This is a genomic window from Pseudomonas sp. NFX98 (genome assembly GCF_047784845.1).
Taxonomy (GTDB): domain Bacteria; phylum Pseudomonadota; class Gammaproteobacteria; order Pseudomonadales; family Pseudomonadaceae; genus Aquipseudomonas.
The window spans coordinates 129,347-148,462 of record NZ_JBLNNF010000005.1; the positions used below are offsets into that span (position 1 = coordinate 129,347).

Here is a 19,116-nt window from a genome sequence, read left to right on the forward strand (position 1 = left end):
TGCCAGCGATTGGGCCGAAACAGCCGCCACAAAACCTTTAAACCACCGCCGCCCGACGCTGCACGAACCGGTCGACATACTCATCCGCCGGCGAGTGCAGGATCTCCCGTGGCGTGCCGACCTGGATCAGGCGGCCGTCCTTGAGGATCGCGATGCGGTTGCCGATGCGCACGGCCTCGTCGAGGTCGTGGGTGATGAAGACGATGGTCTTGTGCAGGGTCTTTTGCAGCTCCAGCAACTGGTCCTGCATTTCCGCGCGGATCAGTGGGTCGAGGGCGCTGAACGCTTCGTCCATCAGGATGATGTCAGTGTCCGCCGCCAAGGCGCGAGCCAGGCCCACACGCTGACGCATGCCGCCCGAGAGCTGATGCGGGTATTTGTTTTCGTAGCCCTTGAGGCCCACGGTGTTGATCCAGTGCAGCGCACGTTCGCTGCACATGGCTTTGCTTTCGCCACGCACTTTCAAGCCGTAGGCAACGTTGTCCAGCACGCTCTTGTGCGGCAGCAGGCCGAAGCTCTGGAACACCATGCTGATCTTGCGTCGACGAAATTCGCGCAGGGCTTCCATGTCGTATTGCAGGATGTCCACGCCGTCCACCAGGATCGCGCCGCTGGTCGGGTCGATCAGGCGATTGAAGTGGCGTACCAGCGTCGATTTGCCGGAACCCGACAGGCCCATGATCACAAAGATCTCGCCGCTGCCGATGCTCAGGGACAAATCGTTCACACCGACCACGCAGCCAGTATCGTTCAGCACCTGCTCTTTGGTTTTGCCCTGGCCAACCATGGCCAGCGCTTCCTTGGAACGGTTGCCGAAAATCTTGAAGACGTTTTTGACTTCGATCTTGCTCACGGTTGCGTTGTTCATTTGCTCACCTCATGCCGTGGCCGACCATACGCCTGAGTAATGCGGTCGATCACCACTGCCAGAATCACGATCGCCAGACCGGCTTCGAGGCCGCGTCCGACGTTGAGGGTCTGAATCCCCACCAGCACGTCTTCACCCAGGCCACGGGCACCGATCATCGAGGCAATTACTACCATCGACAGGGCCATCATGGTGGTCTGGTTGATCCCGGCCATGATGCTTGGCAGGGCCAACGGCAGTTGCACGCCGAACAGTTGCTGCCAGCGATTGGCACCAAAGGCGTTGATCGCTTCCATCACTTCACCATCGACCTGGCGAATGCCCAGATCGGTCAGGCGGATCAGCGGCGGTGCGGCGTAGATAACGGTGGCGAAAATCGCCGGAACCTTACCCAGACCGAACAGCATCAGCACCGGGATCAGGTACACGAAACTCGGCATGGTCTGCATGATGTCCAGCAGCGGCATCAGCACCGAACGCAGGCGATTGCTGCGCGCCGAAAGGATGCCCAGCGGAATGCCGATGAGTACCGAAATGACCGTCGCCACCATCATCAGCGCGAGGGTCTGCATCAGCTTGTCCCAGAGGCCGACCGCGCCCACCAGGAATAACAAACCGACGATCACGGCGGTGGTCACGACCTTGCGGGTCGCGTGCCAGGCCACGCCGGCGACGATGGCCAACATCAACCACCACGGTGCCGCACGCAACAGGCTTTCAAGATTGACGATGGCCCACAACAGGGTGTCGGAGATGTGCCGGAACACGTCGCCGTAGTTGGTGACCAGCGAATCGACCCAACCGTTGACCCAGTCGGCGATGGAAAAGGTAAAGCTTTCGGGAAACATAAGAGACTCTCAATCAAGGGGTTGCGATCAAGCATCCGACTGCCGTTGCCGACAGTCGGAGAAGCTCAACCTACAAGGCCGCGTCGATTTTCTTGGCTGCGTCTTCGCTCACCCATGCGTGCCAGACTTCAGGATGTTCCTTCAGGAAGATCTTGGCCAGTTTTGGCGACTCGATCCGCTCCTTGGTCATGCGACCAAGGTTCTGGTTCAGGATGTCGATTGGTACGTTGACCTTTTCCAGCACCGCCACCAGTTCTGGTGCTTCGTCGTGGAACGTCTTGGACAGACCGACCTTGATGGTCACGGTCTTGTTCACGCCTGGCTTCTCTTCGAGTTTCACTACATCGACCTGGCCCATCAGCGGAGTTGGCGACCAGTAGTAGAACAAGATCGGCTCGCCGCGCTTGTAGCTCGACAGCACGGCGGCATCCAGCGCCGGGCCAGTGCCTGGGCGGAAGTTGGTGTAGGTGCTTTCCAGGCCGTAGCTTTTCAGCATTTCGCTGTTGTCGAGCTCACAGGTCCAGCCGGCCGGGCAGTTGTAGAAACGGCCCTTGGATGGCTCTTCGGCGTCCTTGAACACGGCGGAGTATTTGCCCAGGTCAGCAATGTTTTTCAGGTCCGGCGCTTTAGGTTCCAGCTTGCGCTTGGCGTCGCCTTCGATCACGTAACGCGGCACGTACCAGCCTTCGATTGCGCCCACTACCGGTGCGCCAACGCCGACGACTTTGCCGGCCTTCTCAGCCTTGTTCCAGACTTCGCTACGGCCGACCCATTCTTCGGCAAACACTTGAATATCGTTGCTGCCCAGGGCGTTTTCCATGGTGATGGAGTTGCCCGGCAGGCTGTCGGTCTTGCAGTCGTAGCCTTTCTCCAGCACGACTTGCATCACGTCGGTCAGGAGCATGGCGCTTTCCCAGTTCAGGCCGGCGAACTTCACCGGTTTGCCCGACTCGCACCAACCCGCCGCCTGAGTGGCGCCGGCGCTGGCCAGCAGGCCCATGGAAAGCAATGTGGTCAGCAGGGTCTTGTTCGATTTCATTGTATTGACGCTCCTAATCATGAATGGGCTTACGGCAGTCAAGAGGCATCCAGCCCTGTCCACGTCCAGTCAGGCCTGCGCCGCAGCGCGACCGGCCCCGCTTGTTTTTGGTTGTTCAACGCTGTCCTGCTCGACCGGCAGAATCAATTGATCGGGCACGCTGCCGTGCCATTTTTTTGCGCACACGTAATACACGGCGGCAGGCAGTACCAGGCCGATGATCCAGGAAATATCCACATCACCCAGGGCCGCCACCATTGAACCGGTGTAGAACTTGGTGGAAATGAACGGCAACTGCACCAGCACACCGAAAACATAGACGCTGATACCGAGGGCGTTCCAACGGCCGTAGCGACCGTTCGGATCGGCCAGCGCCGGCACGTCATAGCGCTCGCGGGTGATGCAGTAGTAGTCCACCAGATTGATCGCGCTCCAGGGCGTGAAGAACGCCAGCAAGAACAGGATGAAGGACTTGAACGCACCGAGGAACGAGTGCTGACCGAGCAACGCCATCAGGGTCGCGGCACCGACGATGACCAGCACGAAGACCAGACGCTGCAAGCGCGTGACCTTCAGATCACCACGGAAACCGCTGATGATGGTCGCAATGCACATGAAGCTGCCGTAGGAGTTCAGCGTGGAGATGGTGACCTTGCCGAACGCGATGCTGAAGTACAGCAGCGCGGCGGTGGCACCGGTACCGCCCAAACCAACGATATAAGCCACTTCGTGCCCGGCGAACTGCCCATTGGCAGAAGCTGCGGCAAACACGCCGAGGACCATCGCCACCTGTGCGCCAATCACCGAACCTGCGCCAGCGGCGAAAAAGGTTTTCACCGAGGACACCTTGCTCGGCAGGTAACGCGAATAGTCAGCCACGTAAGGGCCGAAGGCGATCTGCCAGGATGCCGCGAGCGACACCGCGAGCAGGAAGCTGCTCCAGCTGAAGTGACGGATTTGCAGGAGTGCGCCAACGTCTGTCTGGCTCATTAGGCGAGCGAACAGGTAAACGAAGGCAATCACACCAATGACACTGGCGATACGGCCGATCCAATGGATCACCCGATAGCCAAGCACCGTGACCAGCACGATGACACTGGCGAAAATAAGGATACCGACGCTGTCGCTGACGCCAAACAACTGGCCCAGTGCCTGGCCGGAAAGTACCGTGCCCGTTGCGGTGAAACCGAGGTACATCAGGCACACCAGCACGATCGGGATGGCCGCGCCATAAACCCCAAACTGCACGCGGCTGGAGATCATCTGTGGCAGGCCAAGCTTTGGCCCTTGCGCGGCATGCAGCGCCATCACGCCACCGCCGAGCAGTTGCCCGATCAGCAGACCGATCAACGACCAGAACACATCACCGCCCAGCACCACGGCCAGGGCCCCGGTGACAATCGCGGTGATTTGCAGGTTGGCACCCATCCACAGGGTGAACTGGCTGAACAGACGACCGTGTCTTTCCGCTTCCGGGATGTAGTCGATCGAGCGCTTCTCGATCAACGGTTTGTTGCCTGCACGCTCGCTGTTAACAGCCATGGTTCAACCTCTGTGGATTGTTATTCTGGGTTGGTGTGATCTTTGTAGGAGCTGTCGAGTGAAACGAGGCTGCGATCTTTTGCCTTCAAAGGATCAAGATCAAAAGATCGCAGCCTTCGGCAGCTCCTACAGGTTTGCATTGGGCCAAGGCCCGCTTTCTTTATTTGCCGGTAATCATCGGCAGGTTCAGCCCTTGTTCCTTGGCGCAGTCGATCGCGATCTGGTAACCGGCATCGGCGTGACGCATGACGCCGGTCGCCGGGTCGTTGTGCAGAACGCGAGCGATACGCTCGGCCGCTTCGTCAGTACCGTCGCAGACGATCACCATGCCCGAGTGCTGGGAGAAGCCCATGCCGACGCCGCCGCCGTGGTGCAGGGAAACCCAGGTCGCGCCGCTTGCAGTGTTCAGCAAGGCGTTGAGCAGTGGCCAGTCGGACACAGCGTCGGAACCGTCCTGCATCGATTCGGTTTCACGGTTCGGGCTGGCGACCGAACCGGAGTCCAGGTGGTCGCGACCGATCACGATTGGCGCCGACAATTCGCCGCTGCGCACCATTTCGTTGAACGCCAGACCGAGCTTGGCGCGCAGACCCAGGCCAACCCAGCAGATACGTGCCGGCAGACCCTGGAAGCTGATGCGCTCGCGAGCCATGTCCAGCCAGTTGTGCAGGTGGGCGTCGTCCGGGATCAGCTCTTTGACTTTGGCGTCGGTCTTGTAGATGTCTTCAGCGTTGCCCGACAGTGCAGCCCAACGGAACGGGCCGATGCCACGGCAGAACAGCGGACGGATGTAAGCCGGTACGAAGCCAGGGAAATCGAATGCGTTTTCCACGCCTTCTTCCTGGGCCATCTGACGGATGTTGTTGCCGTAGTCGAAGGTCGGCACGCCCATTTTCTGGAAGTCCAGCATCGCTTTAACGTGCACGGCCATCGATTGCTTGGCGGCTTTGATTACAGCGGCCGGTTCAGTCTTGGCGCGTTCGCGGTACTGATCCCAGGTCCAGCCGGCCGGCAGGTAGCCGTTGAGCGGGTCGTGGGCGCTGGTCTGGTCGGTGACCATGTCCGGGCGCACCCCGCGCTTGACCAGTTCCGGCAGGATTTCAGCCGCGTTGCCCAGCAGGGCGATGGAGATCGCTTTGCCTTCGGCGGTGTACTTGGCGATGCGGGCCAGCGCGTCGTCGAGGTCAGTGGCTTGCTCGTCGACATAGCGGCTTTTCAGGCGGAAATCGATGCTGACCTGCTGGCATTCGATGTTCAGCGAGCAAGCGCCGGCCAGGGTTGCGGCCAGAGGCTGAGCGCCACCCATGCCGCCCAGGCCAGCAGTCAGCACCCACTTGCCTTTCAGGTCATCGTTGTAGTGTTGGCGGCCGGCTTCGACGAAGGTTTCGTAAGTGCCCTGGACGATGCCCTGGCTGCCGATGTAGATCCAGCTGCCGGCGGTCATCTGGCCGTACATGGCCAGGCCTTTGGCGTCGAGTTCGTTGAAGTGTTCCCAGCTCGCCCAGTGTGGAACCAGGTTGGAGTTGGCGATCAGTACGCGTGGTGCGTTGGTGTGGGTCTTGAACACGCCGACCGGCTTGCCGGATTGCACCAGCAGGGTCTCGTCGTCGTTCAGGTTGGTCAGGCTTTCAACGATCTTGTCGTAGCATTCCCAGTTACGTGCCGCACGACCGATACCACCGTAAACCACCAGTTCTTTAGGGTTCTCGGCGACTTCCGGGTCGAGGTTGTTCATCAGCATGCGCAGCGGCGCTTCGGTCAGCCAGCTCTTGGCGGTCAGCTTGTTACCGCGGGCAGCGCGGATTTCAACGTCACGAAATTTAGTCACGAAAAGAACTCCTCAGCAATCAATCCAAAACCAGCCCAGGCAGTGGGCGAGCAAGCCGATGGGCATCAGTGCACACCGGCGAATCAGTGGACGACGGTTGAGTCTTCGTGACTCATACGCATACGTCTTTACTTGTACATACAAGCATATGCAATCAAGCGGCCAACTTGTTGGATGCGCATTCAAGAAAAATACTGAAACGGCTGGAGAGCGCCTGAAACAAGGGTTCTGACGTAGATGAAATTTTTCGGAGGGATTTTGGGGAGGACGGGAACGTTGTTACTTGAGCGGAGCTTTGCGCCACGCTGGGGCGTTCGGTAACAAAGTGGTGCGCTTTGGGGAACGCTGAAAAGCAAAAGATCGCAGCCTTCGGCAGCTCCTACATTGGAATGCGTACATTCTGTAGGAGCTGCCGAAGGCTGCGATCTTTTAAGGATTTTTGAATCAGCGTGCAGCCAGTTCAATCACACAGCATGCGCCATTGACGGAGACGTCCAGCAGACCGGTGTTACCGCCCAGTTGCAAACAATCATGCCGACCAAGCTGCGAAACACTGTTACCGACTTTCACTTCCAGCGTTTCGCTGACACTAAACACCAACACTGTCCCCGCCGAGCTGAAGAACCGCTGTTCGCCACTCAACCACTGCAACCGCGCGTCATAACGCTGCGGCGCATAAATCAGATTGAAGTCGCGAATCGGACCGCCAAGCAACGCGCAGGAAACCTTGCTCTCACCACTGAAGGCAAATGGGTCCAGCGGTAACAGTGGCCGGGTGCTGTGACCATCCACTGTCAGCGTCATGCCGTCGCCTTGCAACACGGTAATCACCCGCTCGTATCCGGCGAAGGTGGAAAACCCGCCCGACTCACCAATGTCGGCAATCGACAGGCGCCAGCCAAACCCGTCCAGACCGGTGCCGGCGTCGCGGGTGATTTCTTCGGTGCTGCCGCCGCCATTTTTCCACGGCATGCGTGGGTAATCTTTGGCGCGTAAAACTTTCAGACTGCTCATTTATGAAAGCGACCTTCCAGGCGATGACGGGAACCGGGGTGGATCAAGCGAGCGGCTGTCACCGGCTGACGCCCGGACCAGGTGCGGCGACGGATCAGCAGGCACGGCTCGCCCTTTTCAATTTGCAGCAATTTGCATTCGGACGGCTCGGCGAGGATCGCCTCGACCACGTGCTCGCCCTCGGTCAGCGGCGCAACCTGGTTCAGGTAGGCGTATGGCGTTTGCAGGGTGAAATCCTGCTTGAGGTAATCCGGTGCCACCAGCGCGTTGACGAAACGGTCTTCGATTTGCACCGGAATGTCGTTTTCGAAATGCACGATCAGCGAGTGGAATACCTTCTGCCCTTCGCGCATGTCCAGGGCCAGGGCGCGCTCGGAGCCGGCAGCCTCTTCCTCAAGGGTGATGACCTTGCAGGTGTGGCGATGGCCGCGAGAGGCGATTTCGTCGGCGATGTTGTGCACTTCGAACAGGGCGGACTGGCTTTTCGGTTCAGCGACGAACGTGCCGACGCCTTGCATGCGCACCAGCAGGCCATCGGCGGTCATCTCGCGTAGGGCCCGGTTGATGGTCATGCGACTGAAGCCCAGTTGACTGACCAGCTCGCTTTCCGACGGAACGCGGTAGTGCGGCGGCCAGTTTCCACTGTCGATTTGCTGGGTGATCATTTGTTTGACGCGGGCGTACAAGGGCGCCGGACTGTCGCCCATGTTCGCGGCCAACGGAGAGACTGGAGGCGGAGTCGGCACGGTTAATCCTTGTTCGTTTGGATAGGGTTGCTAGCTTGCCGGAGTTTACCGGGCAGGCAAACGTCTGTATATGTATATACAAATAACACACGATGGGGTGCTGAACCATGTCCGCCTTCTTTGCCGAACGCGCGCTGCTGCCTAGTGGATGGGCCAACAATGTACGTCTTGAGGTCAGCGCCGACGGCGTATTGACCCATATCCAGGCCGATTCCCATGCAGATGACGCCGAACGGTTGAGCGGTCCGCTGTTGCCGGGCATGCCGAATCTGCACTCCCACGCCTTCCAGCGGGCCATGGCCGGGCTGGCGGAAGTGGCGGGCAATCCGAACGACAGTTTCTGGACCTGGCGCGACTTGATGTATCGCCTCGTCGGAAAAATCAGCCCGGAACAACTCGGCGTCATCGCCCGTCAGCTGTACATCGAAATGCTCAAGGCCGGTTACACCTCGGTCGCGGAATTTCACTACGTGCACCACGACCTCAATGGTCAACCTTACGCAGACCCCGCCGAACTGGCCCTGCGCATCAGCCAGGCCGCCAGTTCCGCCGGTATCGGGTTGACCTTGCTGCCGGTGCTCTACAGCCACTCCGGCTTCGGTGGCCAGACGCCGAACGAAGGCCAGCGCCGCTTCATCAACTGCACCGAAAACTACCTCAAGCTGCAATCGCGCTTGCAGCCAATCCTCGCGCAGCAACCGGCGCAGGCTCTGGGGCTTTGCTTCCACTCGCTACGCGCGGTCACTCCGCAGCAGATCAGCGAGGTGCTGGCAGCCAGCGATAAACAGTGCCCGGTGCACATCCACATCGCCGAACAGCAAAAAGAAGTCGACGACTGCCTGACCTGGAGCGGTCGCCGTCCGCTGCAATGGCTGTACGAAAATGTCGACGTTGATCAGCGCTGGTGCCTGGTCCACGCGACCCACGCCAACCCGGAAGAAGTCACGCTGATGGCCAAGAGTCGCGCCATCGCCGGTCTGTGCCTGACGACCGAAGCCAACCTGGGTGACGGGATTTTCCCGGCGGTGGACTTCCTCGCTCAGGGCGGGCGCATGGGCATCGGTTCCGACAGCCATGTGTCATTGAGCGTGGTGGAAGAACTGCGTTGGCTGGAATACGGCCAACGTCTACGCGACCAGCGGCGCAACCGTTTGTATGGCGCGGATCAGCCGATGGTCGGACGCACATTGTTTGATGCCGCACTCGATGGCGGCGCGCAGGCGTTGGGTCAGCCGATTGGCGCATTGGAAGTGGGCAAGCGTGCGGATTGGCTGGTGCTGGACGGCAACGATCCATATCTGACAACGGCCAGTGGCGACGGAATTTTGAATCGCTGGTTGTTTGCCGGTGGTGATCGGCAGGTGCGGGATGTGCTGGTGAACGGTCAGTGGGTCGTGCGTGATGGCCGGCATGCTGATGAAGAAGAGAGCAACCGAGCGTTCACCCAGGTCCTGCGCGACTTGCTTGGTTAAACCTTAAAAGCAAAAGATCGCAGCCTTCGGCAGCTCCTACAGAATCACTCGATCCCTGTAGGAGCTGCCGAAGGCTGCGATCTTTTTTTGAGTCTCACCGCTAGTTCGAGGTTTTCGCCATCTGCGTATCCGACGCCCGCCAGATCAGCCGCGTGGTGTCGTAACCCTGCTGACGCGCCTTGCTCAGCAACTCTTCACGCACCACACCGTTGACGGTCGGCGTGCGCGACAGCAACCAAAGGTACTTGCGGCTCGGGTCGCCGACGATGGCCGTCTTGTAGTCATCGCTGACGTACAGCACCCAGTACTCACCCTTCGCAATGCCCGGAATCAGCCGGGAAAACCAGGTATCGAACTCGACCCACAATTTGTCGGTCTTGCCCGGCACCTGTGGATAAGCCGTGCCCTTGACCTCTTCCCATTGCCACTGCGCTGTCAGGCAGCGGTTCAGCACCGCGACGTTACCGTCGGGCAACAGGCTGTAATGAGCTTCGGATTGCGCGCAGTCGCGCTGGAAATACATCGGCAAGCGCGCCAATTCGTACCAGGTGCCCTGGTAGCGCTTGAGGTTGACGCTGTTGGCCGTTTTCGGCGCCAACGGATCCTGGCCAGAACTGGCACAGCCGGCCAATACCAGGCCGGCAAAAAGAATCATCAATAACCGCTTCATTGTTTTTCTCCCGTGGGCGCGTAGCCCCGGTTTACTTCAGGCCTTGGCCGGAAAACATCAGCACTTTGTCACCGGCATACTGCACGCTGATAAAGCTGTTCTTGTCGCCCCAGGTGCAACTGGACATGCCGAGCGCGCCTGAACAATCGGCGGGTTTGCCCAATAAGGTTTCCACGTCGGCCTTGGCCATGCCGGCCGAGAGCTTCGAGTAGTTTTCCTGATTGACCTTGCTGCATGCAGCCAACAACACGCAGAACGAAAGCAGGGCGATGGATCGCAGCGACATGGTGTAACTCCAGGGGCGAAGGGGATTGGCATGGCTGCCAAGCAGAACCTTAGAAGAGAAAACCCCCATCTGGTTCCCTCGCCGACCCGCTATTTGTTGGGCCGCTCGTCTGCCATTTCCCCAAGAATCAGCCACTTTGTTCGGCTATCGGGCATTTCGTCGGTTTTCGTCAAAAGTGTCTAATCTTTGGCGCCGCTCAGTCGACATAAAATGCAACGCGAAGCCACGCCCGTGGCGTTTGCCCCTCTTTGTTGACCAGATCCCCTGCGGTAGCTCATCCAATGACCAGAAACATGAAATTCAGCCACAAGATCTTGTTGGCTGCCGCCCTCGTGGTGGCCGTCGCATTCGCTTGTTTCATCCTGTTCAACGACTATCGCCAGCGCCAGACCCTGCGCAGCAGCACCCAGGCCTCGATGCAGGAACTCGGCAGCCTGACCACCAGCAACATCCAGACCTGGCTGGAAAGCCGCATGCAGTTGCTGCAATCGATGGCCCAGCAAGTCAGCGCCGACGGCAATGCCCCTGCCAGCCTGAAGCGGATCATCGACTTGCCCGCCTACACCGGCAATTTCCAGTTGAGCTACTTCGGTGGCGCGGACGGCGTGATGTTCTCGATCCCGGCGGGCAACCGCGCACCGGACTACGACCCACGCGCCCGTGGCTGGTACAAAGCGGCCAACAACGCGCAACAGACCATTGTTACCGAACCGTACATCGCCGCTTCGTCCGGCAAACTAGTGATCACCGTAGCGACCCCGGTACAGCGTCAGGGTCAGATGATCGGGGTGGCCGGTGCTGACATCGACCTGACCAGCGTCAGCGCGATCATCAACTCGCTGAACTTCGGCGGTCACGGCCATGCCTTCATTGTCAGCGCCGATGGCAAGATCCTGATTCACCCGGACAGCAAACTGGTCCTCAAGAACCTGACCGAGGCCTATTCCAGCGGTGCGCCGAAAGTCAGCCCGGGCATGAAAGAAGTCGAGATCGACGGCAAGCGCCAGTTCATCTCCTTCACCCACGTCAACGGCGTGCCGTCGGCGGATTGGTATGTGGCACTGGTGCTCGACCAGGACACCGCGTTCTCGATGCTCAGCGAATTCCGCACCTCGGCGATCATTGCCATGGTGATTGCGGTGGTGATCATCATTGCGTTGCTGGGCATGCTGATCAACTTGTTGATGCAGCCATTGCTGACCATGGGCCGCGCCATGCATGACATTGCCGAAGGCGAAGGCGATCTGACCAAACGCCTGACCATTCACGGCCACGATGAATTCGGCGCGCTGGGCTTGTCGTTCAACCGTTTCGTCGAGCGTATTCACACCTCCATCATTGAAGTGTCCTCGGCCACCGGCCAGGTCAACGAAGTGGCGCTGCGCGTTGTAGCCGCCTCCAACTCGTCGATGTTCAACTCCGACCAGCAAGCCTCGCGCACCAGCAGCGTGGCCGCCGCAATCAACCAGCTCGGCGCCGCCGCCCAGGAAATCGCGCAGAACGCCGCGCTCGCCTCGCAACACTCCAGCGATGCGCGCAGCCTCGCTGAAGACGGTCAGCAGGTAGTGGATAAAACCATCGCGGCGATGCAACAGCTCTCGGCGAAGATCAGCGATTCGTGCGGCAACATCGAAACGCTCAACAGCAACACGGTCAACATCGGGCAGATTCTGGAAGTGATCACCAGCATCTCCCAGCAGACCAACCTGCTGGCCCTCAATGCCGCCATCGAAGCCGCGCGCGCCGGTGAAGCCGGACGTGGTTTTGCGGTGGTTGCCGATGAAGTGCGCAACCTCGCCCACCGCACCCAGGATTCGGCGCAGCAAGTGCAGAAGATGATCGAAGAACTGCAAGTCGGCGCCCGCGAAGCGGTGAGTACCATGACCGACAGTCAACGCCAGAGCGAAAGCAGCGTGGGCATCGCCAATCAGGCGGGCGAACGCCTGGGCAGCGTGACCCAGCGTATCGGCGAAATCGATGGCATGAACCAGTCGGTGGCGACTGCGACCGAAGAACAAACGGCGGTGGTGGAGTCGATCAACGTCGACATCACCGAGATCAATACGCTAAACCAGGAAGGCGTGGAGAACCTGCAGTCGACGTTGCGTGCGTGTGCGGATCTTGAGCAGCAGGCGGCGCGGCTGAAGCAGTTGGTGGGTAGTTTCAGAATTTAAGCTGCACTCCCCGGCCTCATCGCTGGCAAGCCAGCTCCCACAGGAATCTACGGTGAATACAAATTTTGTGTCCGACCCGATCACTGTGGGAGCGGGCTTGCCCGCGATGACGGCATCAGCCGCAACGAAGATCTAAAACCGTGAACCCGGCTTCGACAGAAACACCAACTCTTCAGCCGTAGACTCCCGCCCCAACACCGCATTGCGATGCGGAAATCGTCCAAACTGCGCAATCACTTTCTGATGCTTCTCGGCGTAATCCAGGTAATCGGCAAACAGAGTCCGATCAGCTTCAGGCTGTTGCGCCACCAGTTCGATGTAGCGCGAGATGCATTCGTTCTGCACGGCCAAGTGCTCGCAGTGCTCCAGCACCAGATAGATGAACACTCGCTGAATCGGCCTTAACTGCCGATCAAAATCCGCAGCAATGCCTTGCGCCACCAGCGCTTGCGCCCTGAGATCGCCGGAAAATGATTTGGGAGAGTCGCGAAAGATCATTCGCGGGAGCTGGTCGAGCAACAGCACCAGTGCCAGCCAACCTTCGGGGCGTTGCGCCCACTCGGTCAATCCGCCGGCCAGTGCCTGCTCGACCTGGTCCCCGAAACGCTCACGCGCTTCGAGGTCCTGGCTGTCGCGCTTGCCGAACCATAACTTGCCCTTGTCAGCCGCGATTGCCTTGGAAGTTTCGGCTGTACCGAACCACCAATCGAGCAACGGCTGCCAGGGCGCGGTCATGGTTTATTCCTTGTGGTAAGCCGTGACGCGTGCAACTTCTTCTTTCGAACCGAGGAACACCGCTACGCGCTGGTGCAGGCCTTCTGGCTGGATGTCGAGGATGCGCTGGTGGCCGTCGGTGGACGCGCCGCCCGCTTGTTCCACCAGGAACGACATCGGGTTGGCTTCGTACATCAGGCGCAGTTTGCCCGGCTTCGATGGCTCGCGGCTGTCACGTGGGTACATGAACAGACCACCACGGGTCAGGATGCGATGCACGTCCGCAACCATCGCGGCAACCCAACGCATGTTGTAGTTCTTTTTCAGCGGGCCTTCATCGCCTGCCAGCAATTCGCCGACGTAGCGCTGCACCGGTGCTTCCCAGTGACGCTGGTTGGAGGCGTTGATGGCAAATTCCTGGGTGGCTTCAGGAATGGTGATGTTTTCGTGGGTCAGTACGAAGCTGCCCATTTCACGGTCCAGGGTGAAGCCTTTCACGCCATCGCCCAAGGTCAGGATCAGCATGGTCTGTGGACCATAGATCGCGTAACCGGCGGCGACTTGCTGGGTGCCTGGCTGCAGGAAGGCCTTTTCATTCAAAGGTTCGTTCTGGCTCAGGTACTCGTTCGGGCAACGCAGTACCGAGAAGATCGTGCCGACCGGGGCGTTGATGTCGATGTTCGACGAACCGTCCAGCGGGTCGAATACCAGCAGGTACGCGCCTTTCGGGTATTTGCCCGGGATCTGGTAGGCGTTGTCCATTTCTTCGGACGCCATACCGGCCAGATGACCGCCCCATTCGTTGGCTTCGAGCAGGATCTCATTGGAGATCACGTCGAGTTTCTTTTGCACTTCGCCTTGAACGTTTTCAGTGCCCATGCTGCCCAGAACGCCGCCGAGGGCGCCTTTGGACACGGCGTGGTTGATCTCCTTGCAAGCACGCGCCACCACTTCGATCAGGAAGCGCAGATCGGCAGGAGTGTTGTTGCTGCGGGTCTGCTCAATCAAATAGCGACTCAAGGTAACGCGGGACATGGAAGGCTCCGGTGGAATGGGGGGCTAAAAACCCGCGCAGTTTAACGCGAGTCGGGGCGCATTTCCTCCTATCAGACGTGATCGGCTGAAGAGAGTTCATGCGCGGGGTTCAGCGTAGTAGGAAATGGGCTGGATGTGAGGCGCCGATAAATGGCAATTTCGATAATCTAATGTCAGTTCCGACGCCATCGCTGGCAAGCCAGCTCCCACAGGGACGCCGCAATACCTGTGGGAGCTGGCTTGCCAGCGATAGGGTGCGAAGCACCTGCTGTCACGGTTTGACCGGCGGCTTGCGCAGCAGACTGAACGCCATCGCCGCCAGGAACAACACGCTAAGCAGCAACACGGCCCACAGGCCGAACCTCTTCCAGTCGGTGCCCACGGCAACCGGTACTGGCGCCGCCGTCGAGGCCGTCACCACCCCGCCATCGACTGAAGCCCTGCCCAGCGTCGTCAGCTTCGCAGCGCTATAGTCCGGAATCAGCGTCGACAACGGTAAGTTCGCCGCCTTGACCGTCGAATTGCCCAGCGCCAGCGTATAAGGCCCCGGACCGCGGGCCAGAAACACCAATTGCGTGGCACGCACCGCGAACTTCAGCGTTGGCGTTTGCGCTCCAAGACCGCCGCCGCGTTCGTCCACGGTCAGCTTCATTTGTTGCACGATTTGCCCCGACAACTGCAATTCGTTCTGCACCACGTCCTGGCCGTTCTGGGTCAGGCGATAGAGCAAACCACTGCTCAACGGCTGCCATGGCAGACTGCTGTCGCGGCGACCCGACAAGGTCACAGGCGCCAGGCTGTTAGGCTGTTCCAACTCGACCCGCACGCGCTCGACGTTCAGGCCCATCGGCAATTGCCAGATGTACTCACCGGCCTTCGCACTGCTGCCGGCCAACGCTTGCGACCAGACCAACGGCAGCGGCAGGTTGCGGGGGCTGGCGCTTTGCAGTTGCGCCGACGTCAGAGTCGGCGCCGATTGCGGCGCTTCCCACAACAAACGCAAGTAACGCGCCGACTGCCCCGGCAGGCTGACTTCATGCTGCTCGACCCGCTCATCGGCAAAGGTCAGCCGCGCCACCTGCCCTTCGCCCCACGATTGCCAATGCTGCAAATCGTCGCTGGCCTCGATGGTAAATCGCTGGAAACCGTCGCGCTCGCTGGTCCAGTCGAGGATCAACTGCTGCAACGGTGCTTTGATTCCGCTGGCGTCGAGCAGCCAGCCTCGTAACTCCTCTTCACCCGCCTCCAGTTGACTGGAGGGCTGCACTTCGACCAGTGTGCCGTTGGCGCTCGATTGCACCCGCACACTCGGGGCGTGCTCGGTGGCATCCGCCGAGTTGTAAAGCGGGAACCATTTGACGTCGGTCAGTGTGCGGTTGTCGTCGGTTTGCGCAGTTTCACGGGCCAGGGCGTAGGCCTGCTGGTCGCCGGCAGCATTGAAGACGCGCACATCGCTGAGGTCGCTCTGCCGTGCATTCAGTTGCACTGCCAGCGGTAATTCGAGGCGATACCACGGGCCTTCGCCACTCACCGACAACGCTACCTGCGTGGCGAAGTCCGCCGGTTTTTCCTGAGCAACGGCTGTCAGCGCCATGCCCATCGCAACAGCGCCCAACCAGCCCAGGTTCAGCTTCTGACTCAAGACGACACTCCTTCGGTTTCCGGGGCCGGTCTTTCAGCTTCCGGCACAGCCTCGACGCGCTTGGGCGGCAACGGGGCGAAGTAGCCCACCACCAGCAGCAACACGCCGACGCCGATAAACGACACTATCCGCGCCAGCCCGCCGCGGTTACTCAATTCGACAAAGAACAATTTGGCCACCACCACACCGATCAGCGCCGCGCCGATCAGCCAGACTTCGCGGCGATGACGCAAATGGCCGCCGATCATCAAGCTCAAGGCCATCAAGGTCCAGACGATCGACAGACCGGCCTGCACCCGCATCGATTCAAGCAGCGCATCGAGTTCGTACGGCACGCCGCTCCAGTGATGAGTCGTGCGCATCACCAGTGCAGTAAAGAACACGAATAGCGAGACGCCAGCGACCAGTTGTGTGGCGGACGCGGCGAAATCCTGACGCAGCTCGACTTGCGACACGGCGCTGCGAGACCAGACGTAAACGCCGAATAGTGCAAACAGCAAACCCAGCTCCAGCGGGTTGATCAGCGGCACGTAGGGCAGCGGCTCGGCCAAGCCGTCACTGAAGACATTGGCCAGCCAGAACCAGCCCAGCATCAACAACGCCAACGGCGCGGCGGCATACACGCGGTATTCGCGCGAATACTCCGATATCGGCCATGGCCAGGCACGCGGCGCGGCCATCAACACCAGATACAGGCTCGGCAAAATCGCCCAACCCAGCCAGCGCCAGGCATTGTATTGCTCGGACAACAGCAGCAAGCCGTATCGCAACTCAAGGGCCAGTACGCCGATCAGCAGCCAGCAACCGAGCACATGGGCGCTGCTGAGCACCCGTGCAGGGAGCATCGGTGCCAAGCGTCGCAGTGAGATGAAATGCACGACGAACACCGCTATCCACGCCAACCAGCCGAAGCTGGCCGCCGGGTGATAGCGCGAATGCCAGGCAGCGAGCAACACCAGCCCGGCCGCCGGGATCAGCACGGTGCAAAGCAGCCCCAGTGATGGCCATTTCAGGCGCAGCGCCAGCACGGTCCACAACGCAACACTCAAGGTCGCGACAGCCAGCAGCAGCGTCGCCTGCAAGGACAACGGGGCAAAGCGCAGCACTTCACTGACCCACGCCAGCGCCCACCAGCCTGCGCCCCACACCAGCAATGCCTGGGACAAGCGTTGCGCACTCAGACCGGCAAGGCTGGCGAGCTGCAAGCGCCACGCCCCGACCAACCCCGCCACACCGAGCACCAACGGCGTCCAGAATTCGCCATGGGCCAATGGACGCAAGCCTTCGTCGAGCATGGGTTCGGCGACCAGGAACAACGCACCACCCAGCCACTGCACCGCGAAAGCTGTGAAGACAAATGTCCGCGAAGGCAGGCGCAAACCGACCAGCAACGTGACCAACCCGGCCACTGCCCAACTGATCGCCGTGCCATGGGCGAAGAAAAACAGCGGCGCCAGCAGGTAGAGGAACGACAGGCCGAGACACGCCAGTACCGGCAAGCCTTTGCGCTCCCACGACGACGTCTGCTCGGGCTGCGCTTTATGCAACTGATAGAAACTGAACAGCAGCGCGATACCCAACATCAGCGCACCCAACGGTGCGCCTTCGAGCAGACTGCTCTGGCCATCGCCCAACTCACTGAGAAACGCCAGCGCCGAGCCCAGTTGCAGCAGCAAGGCAAAGGCCCGGGCCAACGGTCGTTGCTGACGCAGGCCCAGCCACAGGATCCCCGCGCCCTCCACTGCCCATGCGGCGGTGGTCCAGCGCGCATCGAGCCCCAGGGGAATCGCCAGGCTGGTGAAGATCACGCCCAGGGCCAGGCAGGTTTCCGCCAGCAGCAACGTACGACCGGCGAACAGCAAACGGGCCAGGCTCATGTAAATGATGCCCAGCGCCAAGGCACTGAACGCGGCGCCGAACTCCAGATGCTGCACCAATGCGAACTGCAAACCGAAGCCCACCAAGGGCGGACCGAACAGCAGCGTGCCGTCGACGTAGTCACCCTTGCGCGCCGACCAGTGCAGCAGCGCCTCGCGGCCACCATCCTCAGGTACATCGCCCATTTCCAGCAGCTTGCGTCGGGCGAACAACAGACCGATGGCCAGATACATCAGGAAGAACAGAATCAGGAACGGCTCGGTGCTCCACAATAGCTCCGGCGTATAGGACCGTGCACCCCAGGCGAAACCGATGCCGAACGTGCCGACGAAACCGATCACGTTCAGCATTCGCCAAGCCTTGAACCAGGCGATGCCGAGGATGCCGGCGTTGAGCAAGGCGAAATAGCTGAACAACGCCACATGGCTTCCGCTGCCCGTGGAGGCCAGGATGGGCGCGGCGAAGCCACCCAGTGCTGCCACTGAGGCCAGTCCCAAGGAGTCCTGAGTAATGGCGAGAATTGCCGAAAACACCGTCACCGCGACCAGCAGCCCAAACGCCGCCGAAGGATCGATAAGCGGATGCAAGCGCATCGCCGCAAACACCGTCAGGTACAACACCGCGACCCCGGCGCCCTGCAGCATCAACGCGTAATTATTGTTTCGCGATCGCAGCCACCAACCGAGGCCAAGCAGGCCCAGCGCCGCCGCCGCGACACCGGCGTAACGCAACTCGATCGGCACCACCACACCTTCGGTGGCATAGCGCAGCAAGAAGGCCAGGCCGAGGAACAACAACACCACGCCAACCCGCAACACCGTGTTGCCGCCGAACAGCCAGGCGCGGGCGCCGTTGATGGCGCGCTCGATGAAGTTGGGGCCGCTCGGGATGGCAGGTTGTTGCGGCTCGCGGGTGACCGGTTCGGGTTTCCAGGCATCGACGGGCTCGGGAGGCAGTTCCCAGATCAGTTCAGGCGTTTCGATAGGGGACTGCGCGACGATGATCTCAGGTGCCGGAGCGGATTCACTGATAGCAGGTTCACGGGTTTCAGGGGCAGTGAAACCGGGTACTTCCAATACGGCCAAACGCTGCTCCACGCCATGCAACGCAACCTGCGCCCTCTCCAACAAGCGGCGTTGCTCGTCGGCCTGCGAAGCCAATTTGCCGATACGAAAGGCCTGACCGATCGCCAACCCGAGCAAAGCGCCCAGCAGCGCATCGCCGAACGACTCGTCGAGTATCCAGCCCAGCACCAGGCCAATCAGCATCAACATCCATTGCATGGTCGATATCCTTGAGCGCAATCCAGAAAGATTAGCGTAGCCACAGACAAAAGATCGCAGCCTTCGGCAGCTCCTAC

Annotated in this window: 15 protein-coding genes and 1 pseudogene; 3 read left to right on the top strand and 13 right to left on the bottom strand. The window is 60.3% G+C overall.

What is annotated here, in order from left to right; all coding sequences use genetic code 11:
• Window positions 1–37: 37 nt before the first annotated feature.
• From ACM110_RS08225 to hutC, 7 genes are all read right to left on the bottom strand, one after another.
• Window positions 38–868: a glycine betaine/L-proline ABC transporter ATP-binding protein gene (locus ACM110_RS08225; protein ID WP_338584272.1), complete on the bottom strand. Its 831-nt coding sequence runs from the start codon at window positions 866–868 to the stop codon at window positions 38–40.
• Window positions 865–1,716 (bottom strand): proline/glycine betaine ABC transporter permease, encoded by an 852-nt coding sequence (locus ACM110_RS08230; protein WP_338584271.1) that lies wholly within the window; start codon window positions 1,714–1,716, stop codon window positions 865–867. Before ACM110_RS08230 ends, ACM110_RS08225 begins: the two co-directional genes overlap by 4 nt.
• Before the next feature lie 70 nt (window positions 1,717–1,786).
• On the bottom strand, window positions 1,787–2,755 hold the full coding sequence (locus ACM110_RS08235; protein ID WP_338584270.1) for an ABC transporter substrate-binding protein: 969 nt from the start codon (window positions 2,753–2,755) through the stop codon (window positions 1,787–1,789).
• A gap of 69 nt (window positions 2,756–2,824) precedes the next feature.
• The gene (locus ACM110_RS08240; protein WP_416127385.1) at window positions 2,825–4,297 is read right to left on the bottom strand and encodes a purine-cytosine permease family protein; all 1,473 of its coding nucleotides are present in this window, start codon (window positions 4,295–4,297) and stop codon (window positions 2,825–2,827) included.
• A gap of 160 nt (window positions 4,298–4,457) precedes the next feature.
• Window positions 4,458–6,125 carry a urocanate hydratase gene (gene hutU, locus ACM110_RS08245; protein ID WP_416127386.1) on the bottom strand — a complete coding sequence of 556 codons (1,668 nt, stop codon included), beginning with the start codon at window positions 6,123–6,125 and terminating at the stop codon, window positions 4,458–4,460.
• A gap of 444 nt (window positions 6,126–6,569) precedes the next feature.
• The gene (locus ACM110_RS08250) at window positions 6,570–7,139 is read right to left on the bottom strand and encodes a HutD family protein (protein ID WP_416127387.1); all 570 of its coding nucleotides are present in this window, start codon (window positions 7,137–7,139) and stop codon (window positions 6,570–6,572) included.
• Complete coding sequence (gene hutC, locus ACM110_RS08255) at window positions 7,136–7,846, bottom strand: histidine utilization repressor (RefSeq protein WP_162135916.1); 711 nt, start codon at window positions 7,844–7,846, stop codon at window positions 7,136–7,138. The genes ACM110_RS08250 and hutC overlap by 4 nt, the downstream gene beginning before the upstream one ends.
• A 146-nt stretch (window positions 7,847–7,992) precedes the next feature.
• Here hutC and ACM110_RS08260 point away from each other — a divergent pair, with 146 nt between their 5' ends.
• The gene (locus tag ACM110_RS08260; RefSeq protein ID WP_416127388.1) at window positions 7,993–9,357 is read left to right on the top strand and encodes a formimidoylglutamate deiminase; all 1,365 of its coding nucleotides are present in this window, start codon (window positions 7,993–7,995) and stop codon (window positions 9,355–9,357) included.
• Between the two features lie 100 nt (window positions 9,358–9,457).
• Here the strand turns inward: ACM110_RS08260 and ACM110_RS08265 are convergent, their stop codons facing one another.
• The gene (locus tag ACM110_RS08265) at window positions 9,458–10,027 is read right to left on the bottom strand and encodes a lipocalin family protein (protein WP_338584265.1); all 570 of its coding nucleotides are present in this window, start codon (window positions 10,025–10,027) and stop codon (window positions 9,458–9,460) included.
• A gap of 31 nt (window positions 10,028–10,058) precedes the next feature.
• On the bottom strand, window positions 10,059–10,313 hold the full coding sequence (locus tag ACM110_RS08270) for a hypothetical protein (protein WP_090328096.1): 255 nt from the start codon (window positions 10,311–10,313) through the stop codon (window positions 10,059–10,061).
• A 293-nt stretch (window positions 10,314–10,606) separates the two neighbouring features.
• On the opposite strand from ACM110_RS08270, the pseudogene ACM110_RS08275 reads away from it, so the two are divergent.
• Together ACM110_RS08275 and ACM110_RS08280 are read left to right on the top strand one after the other, a co-directional pair.
• Window positions 10,607–11,629: pseudogene (locus tag ACM110_RS08275) on the top strand (cache domain-containing protein); the annotation flags it as partial.
• Between the two features lie 93 nt (window positions 11,630–11,722).
• Window positions 11,723–12,487 (top strand): methyl-accepting chemotaxis protein, encoded by a 765-nt coding sequence (locus tag ACM110_RS08280; protein WP_416127517.1) that lies wholly within the window; start codon window positions 11,723–11,725, stop codon window positions 12,485–12,487.
• A 132-nt stretch (window positions 12,488–12,619) separates the two neighbouring features.
• Here the strand turns inward: ACM110_RS08280 and ACM110_RS08285 are convergent, their stop codons facing one another.
• From ACM110_RS08285 to ACM110_RS08300, 4 genes are all read right to left on the bottom strand, one after another.
• Window positions 12,620–13,222: a DUF924 family protein gene (locus ACM110_RS08285; protein WP_416127389.1), complete on the bottom strand. Its 603-nt coding sequence runs from the start codon at window positions 13,220–13,222 to the stop codon at window positions 12,620–12,622.
• A 3-nt stretch (window positions 13,223–13,225) separates the two neighbouring features.
• Window positions 13,226–14,236 (bottom strand): class 1 fructose-bisphosphatase, encoded by a 1,011-nt coding sequence (locus ACM110_RS08290; RefSeq protein WP_015093094.1) that lies wholly within the window; start codon window positions 14,234–14,236, stop codon window positions 13,226–13,228.
• Window positions 14,237–14,507: 271 nt separating this feature from the next.
• On the bottom strand, window positions 14,508–15,878 hold the full coding sequence (locus tag ACM110_RS08295; protein WP_416127390.1) for a DUF3999 domain-containing protein: 1,371 nt from the start codon (window positions 15,876–15,878) through the stop codon (window positions 14,508–14,510).
• Complete coding sequence (locus tag ACM110_RS08300; RefSeq protein WP_416127391.1) at window positions 15,875–19,039, bottom strand: DUF2339 domain-containing protein; 3,165 nt, start codon at window positions 19,037–19,039, stop codon at window positions 15,875–15,877. The genes ACM110_RS08295 and ACM110_RS08300 overlap by 4 nt, the downstream gene beginning before the upstream one ends.
• Window positions 19,040–19,116: the final 77 nt, after the last annotated feature.

Bases quoted from the DNA above. Each gene is read 5' to 3' on its own strand.
- ACM110_RS08250 (WP_416127387.1), bottom strand. From the start codon at position 7,139: ATGAGCAGTCTGAAAGTTTTACGCGCCAAAGATTACCCACGCATGCCG.
- ACM110_RS08270 (WP_090328096.1), bottom strand. From the start codon at position 10,313: ATGTCGCTGCGATCCATCGCCCTGCTTTCGTTCTGCGTGTTGTTGGCT.
- ACM110_RS08230 (WP_338584271.1), bottom strand. From the start codon at position 1,716: ATGTTTCCCGAAAGCTTTACCTTTTCCATCGCCGACTGGGTCAACGGT.
- ACM110_RS08265 (WP_338584265.1), bottom strand. From the start codon at position 10,027: ATGAAGCGGTTATTGATGATTCTTTTTGCCGGCCTGGTATTGGCCGGC.
- ACM110_RS08260 (WP_416127388.1), top strand. From the start codon at position 7,993: ATGTCCGCCTTCTTTGCCGAACGCGCGCTGCTGCCTAGTGGATGGGCC.
- ACM110_RS08225 (WP_338584272.1), bottom strand. From the start codon at position 868: ATGAACAACGCAACCGTGAGCAAGATCGAAGTCAAAAACGTCTTCAAG.
- hutC (WP_162135916.1), bottom strand. From the start codon at position 7,846: ATGGGCGACAGTCCGGCGCCCTTGTACGCCCGCGTCAAACAAATGATC.
- ACM110_RS08300 (WP_416127391.1), bottom strand. From the start codon at position 19,039: ATGCAATGGATGTTGATGCTGATTGGCCTGGTGCTGGGCTGGATACTC.
- ACM110_RS08235 (WP_338584270.1), bottom strand. From the start codon at position 2,755: ATGAAATCGAACAAGACCCTGCTGACCACATTGCTTTCCATGGGCCTG.
- ACM110_RS08240 (WP_416127385.1), bottom strand. From the start codon at position 4,297: ATGGCTGTTAACAGCGAGCGTGCAGGCAACAAACCGTTGATCGAGAAG.
- ACM110_RS08290 (WP_015093094.1), bottom strand. From the start codon at position 14,236: ATGTCCCGCGTTACCTTGAGTCGCTATTTGATTGAGCAGACCCGCAGC.
- ACM110_RS08280 (WP_416127517.1), top strand. From the start codon at position 11,723: ATGTTCAACTCCGACCAGCAAGCCTCGCGCACCAGCAGCGTGGCCGCC.
- ACM110_RS08285 (WP_416127389.1), bottom strand. From the start codon at position 13,222: ATGACCGCGCCCTGGCAGCCGTTGCTCGATTGGTGGTTCGGTACAGCC.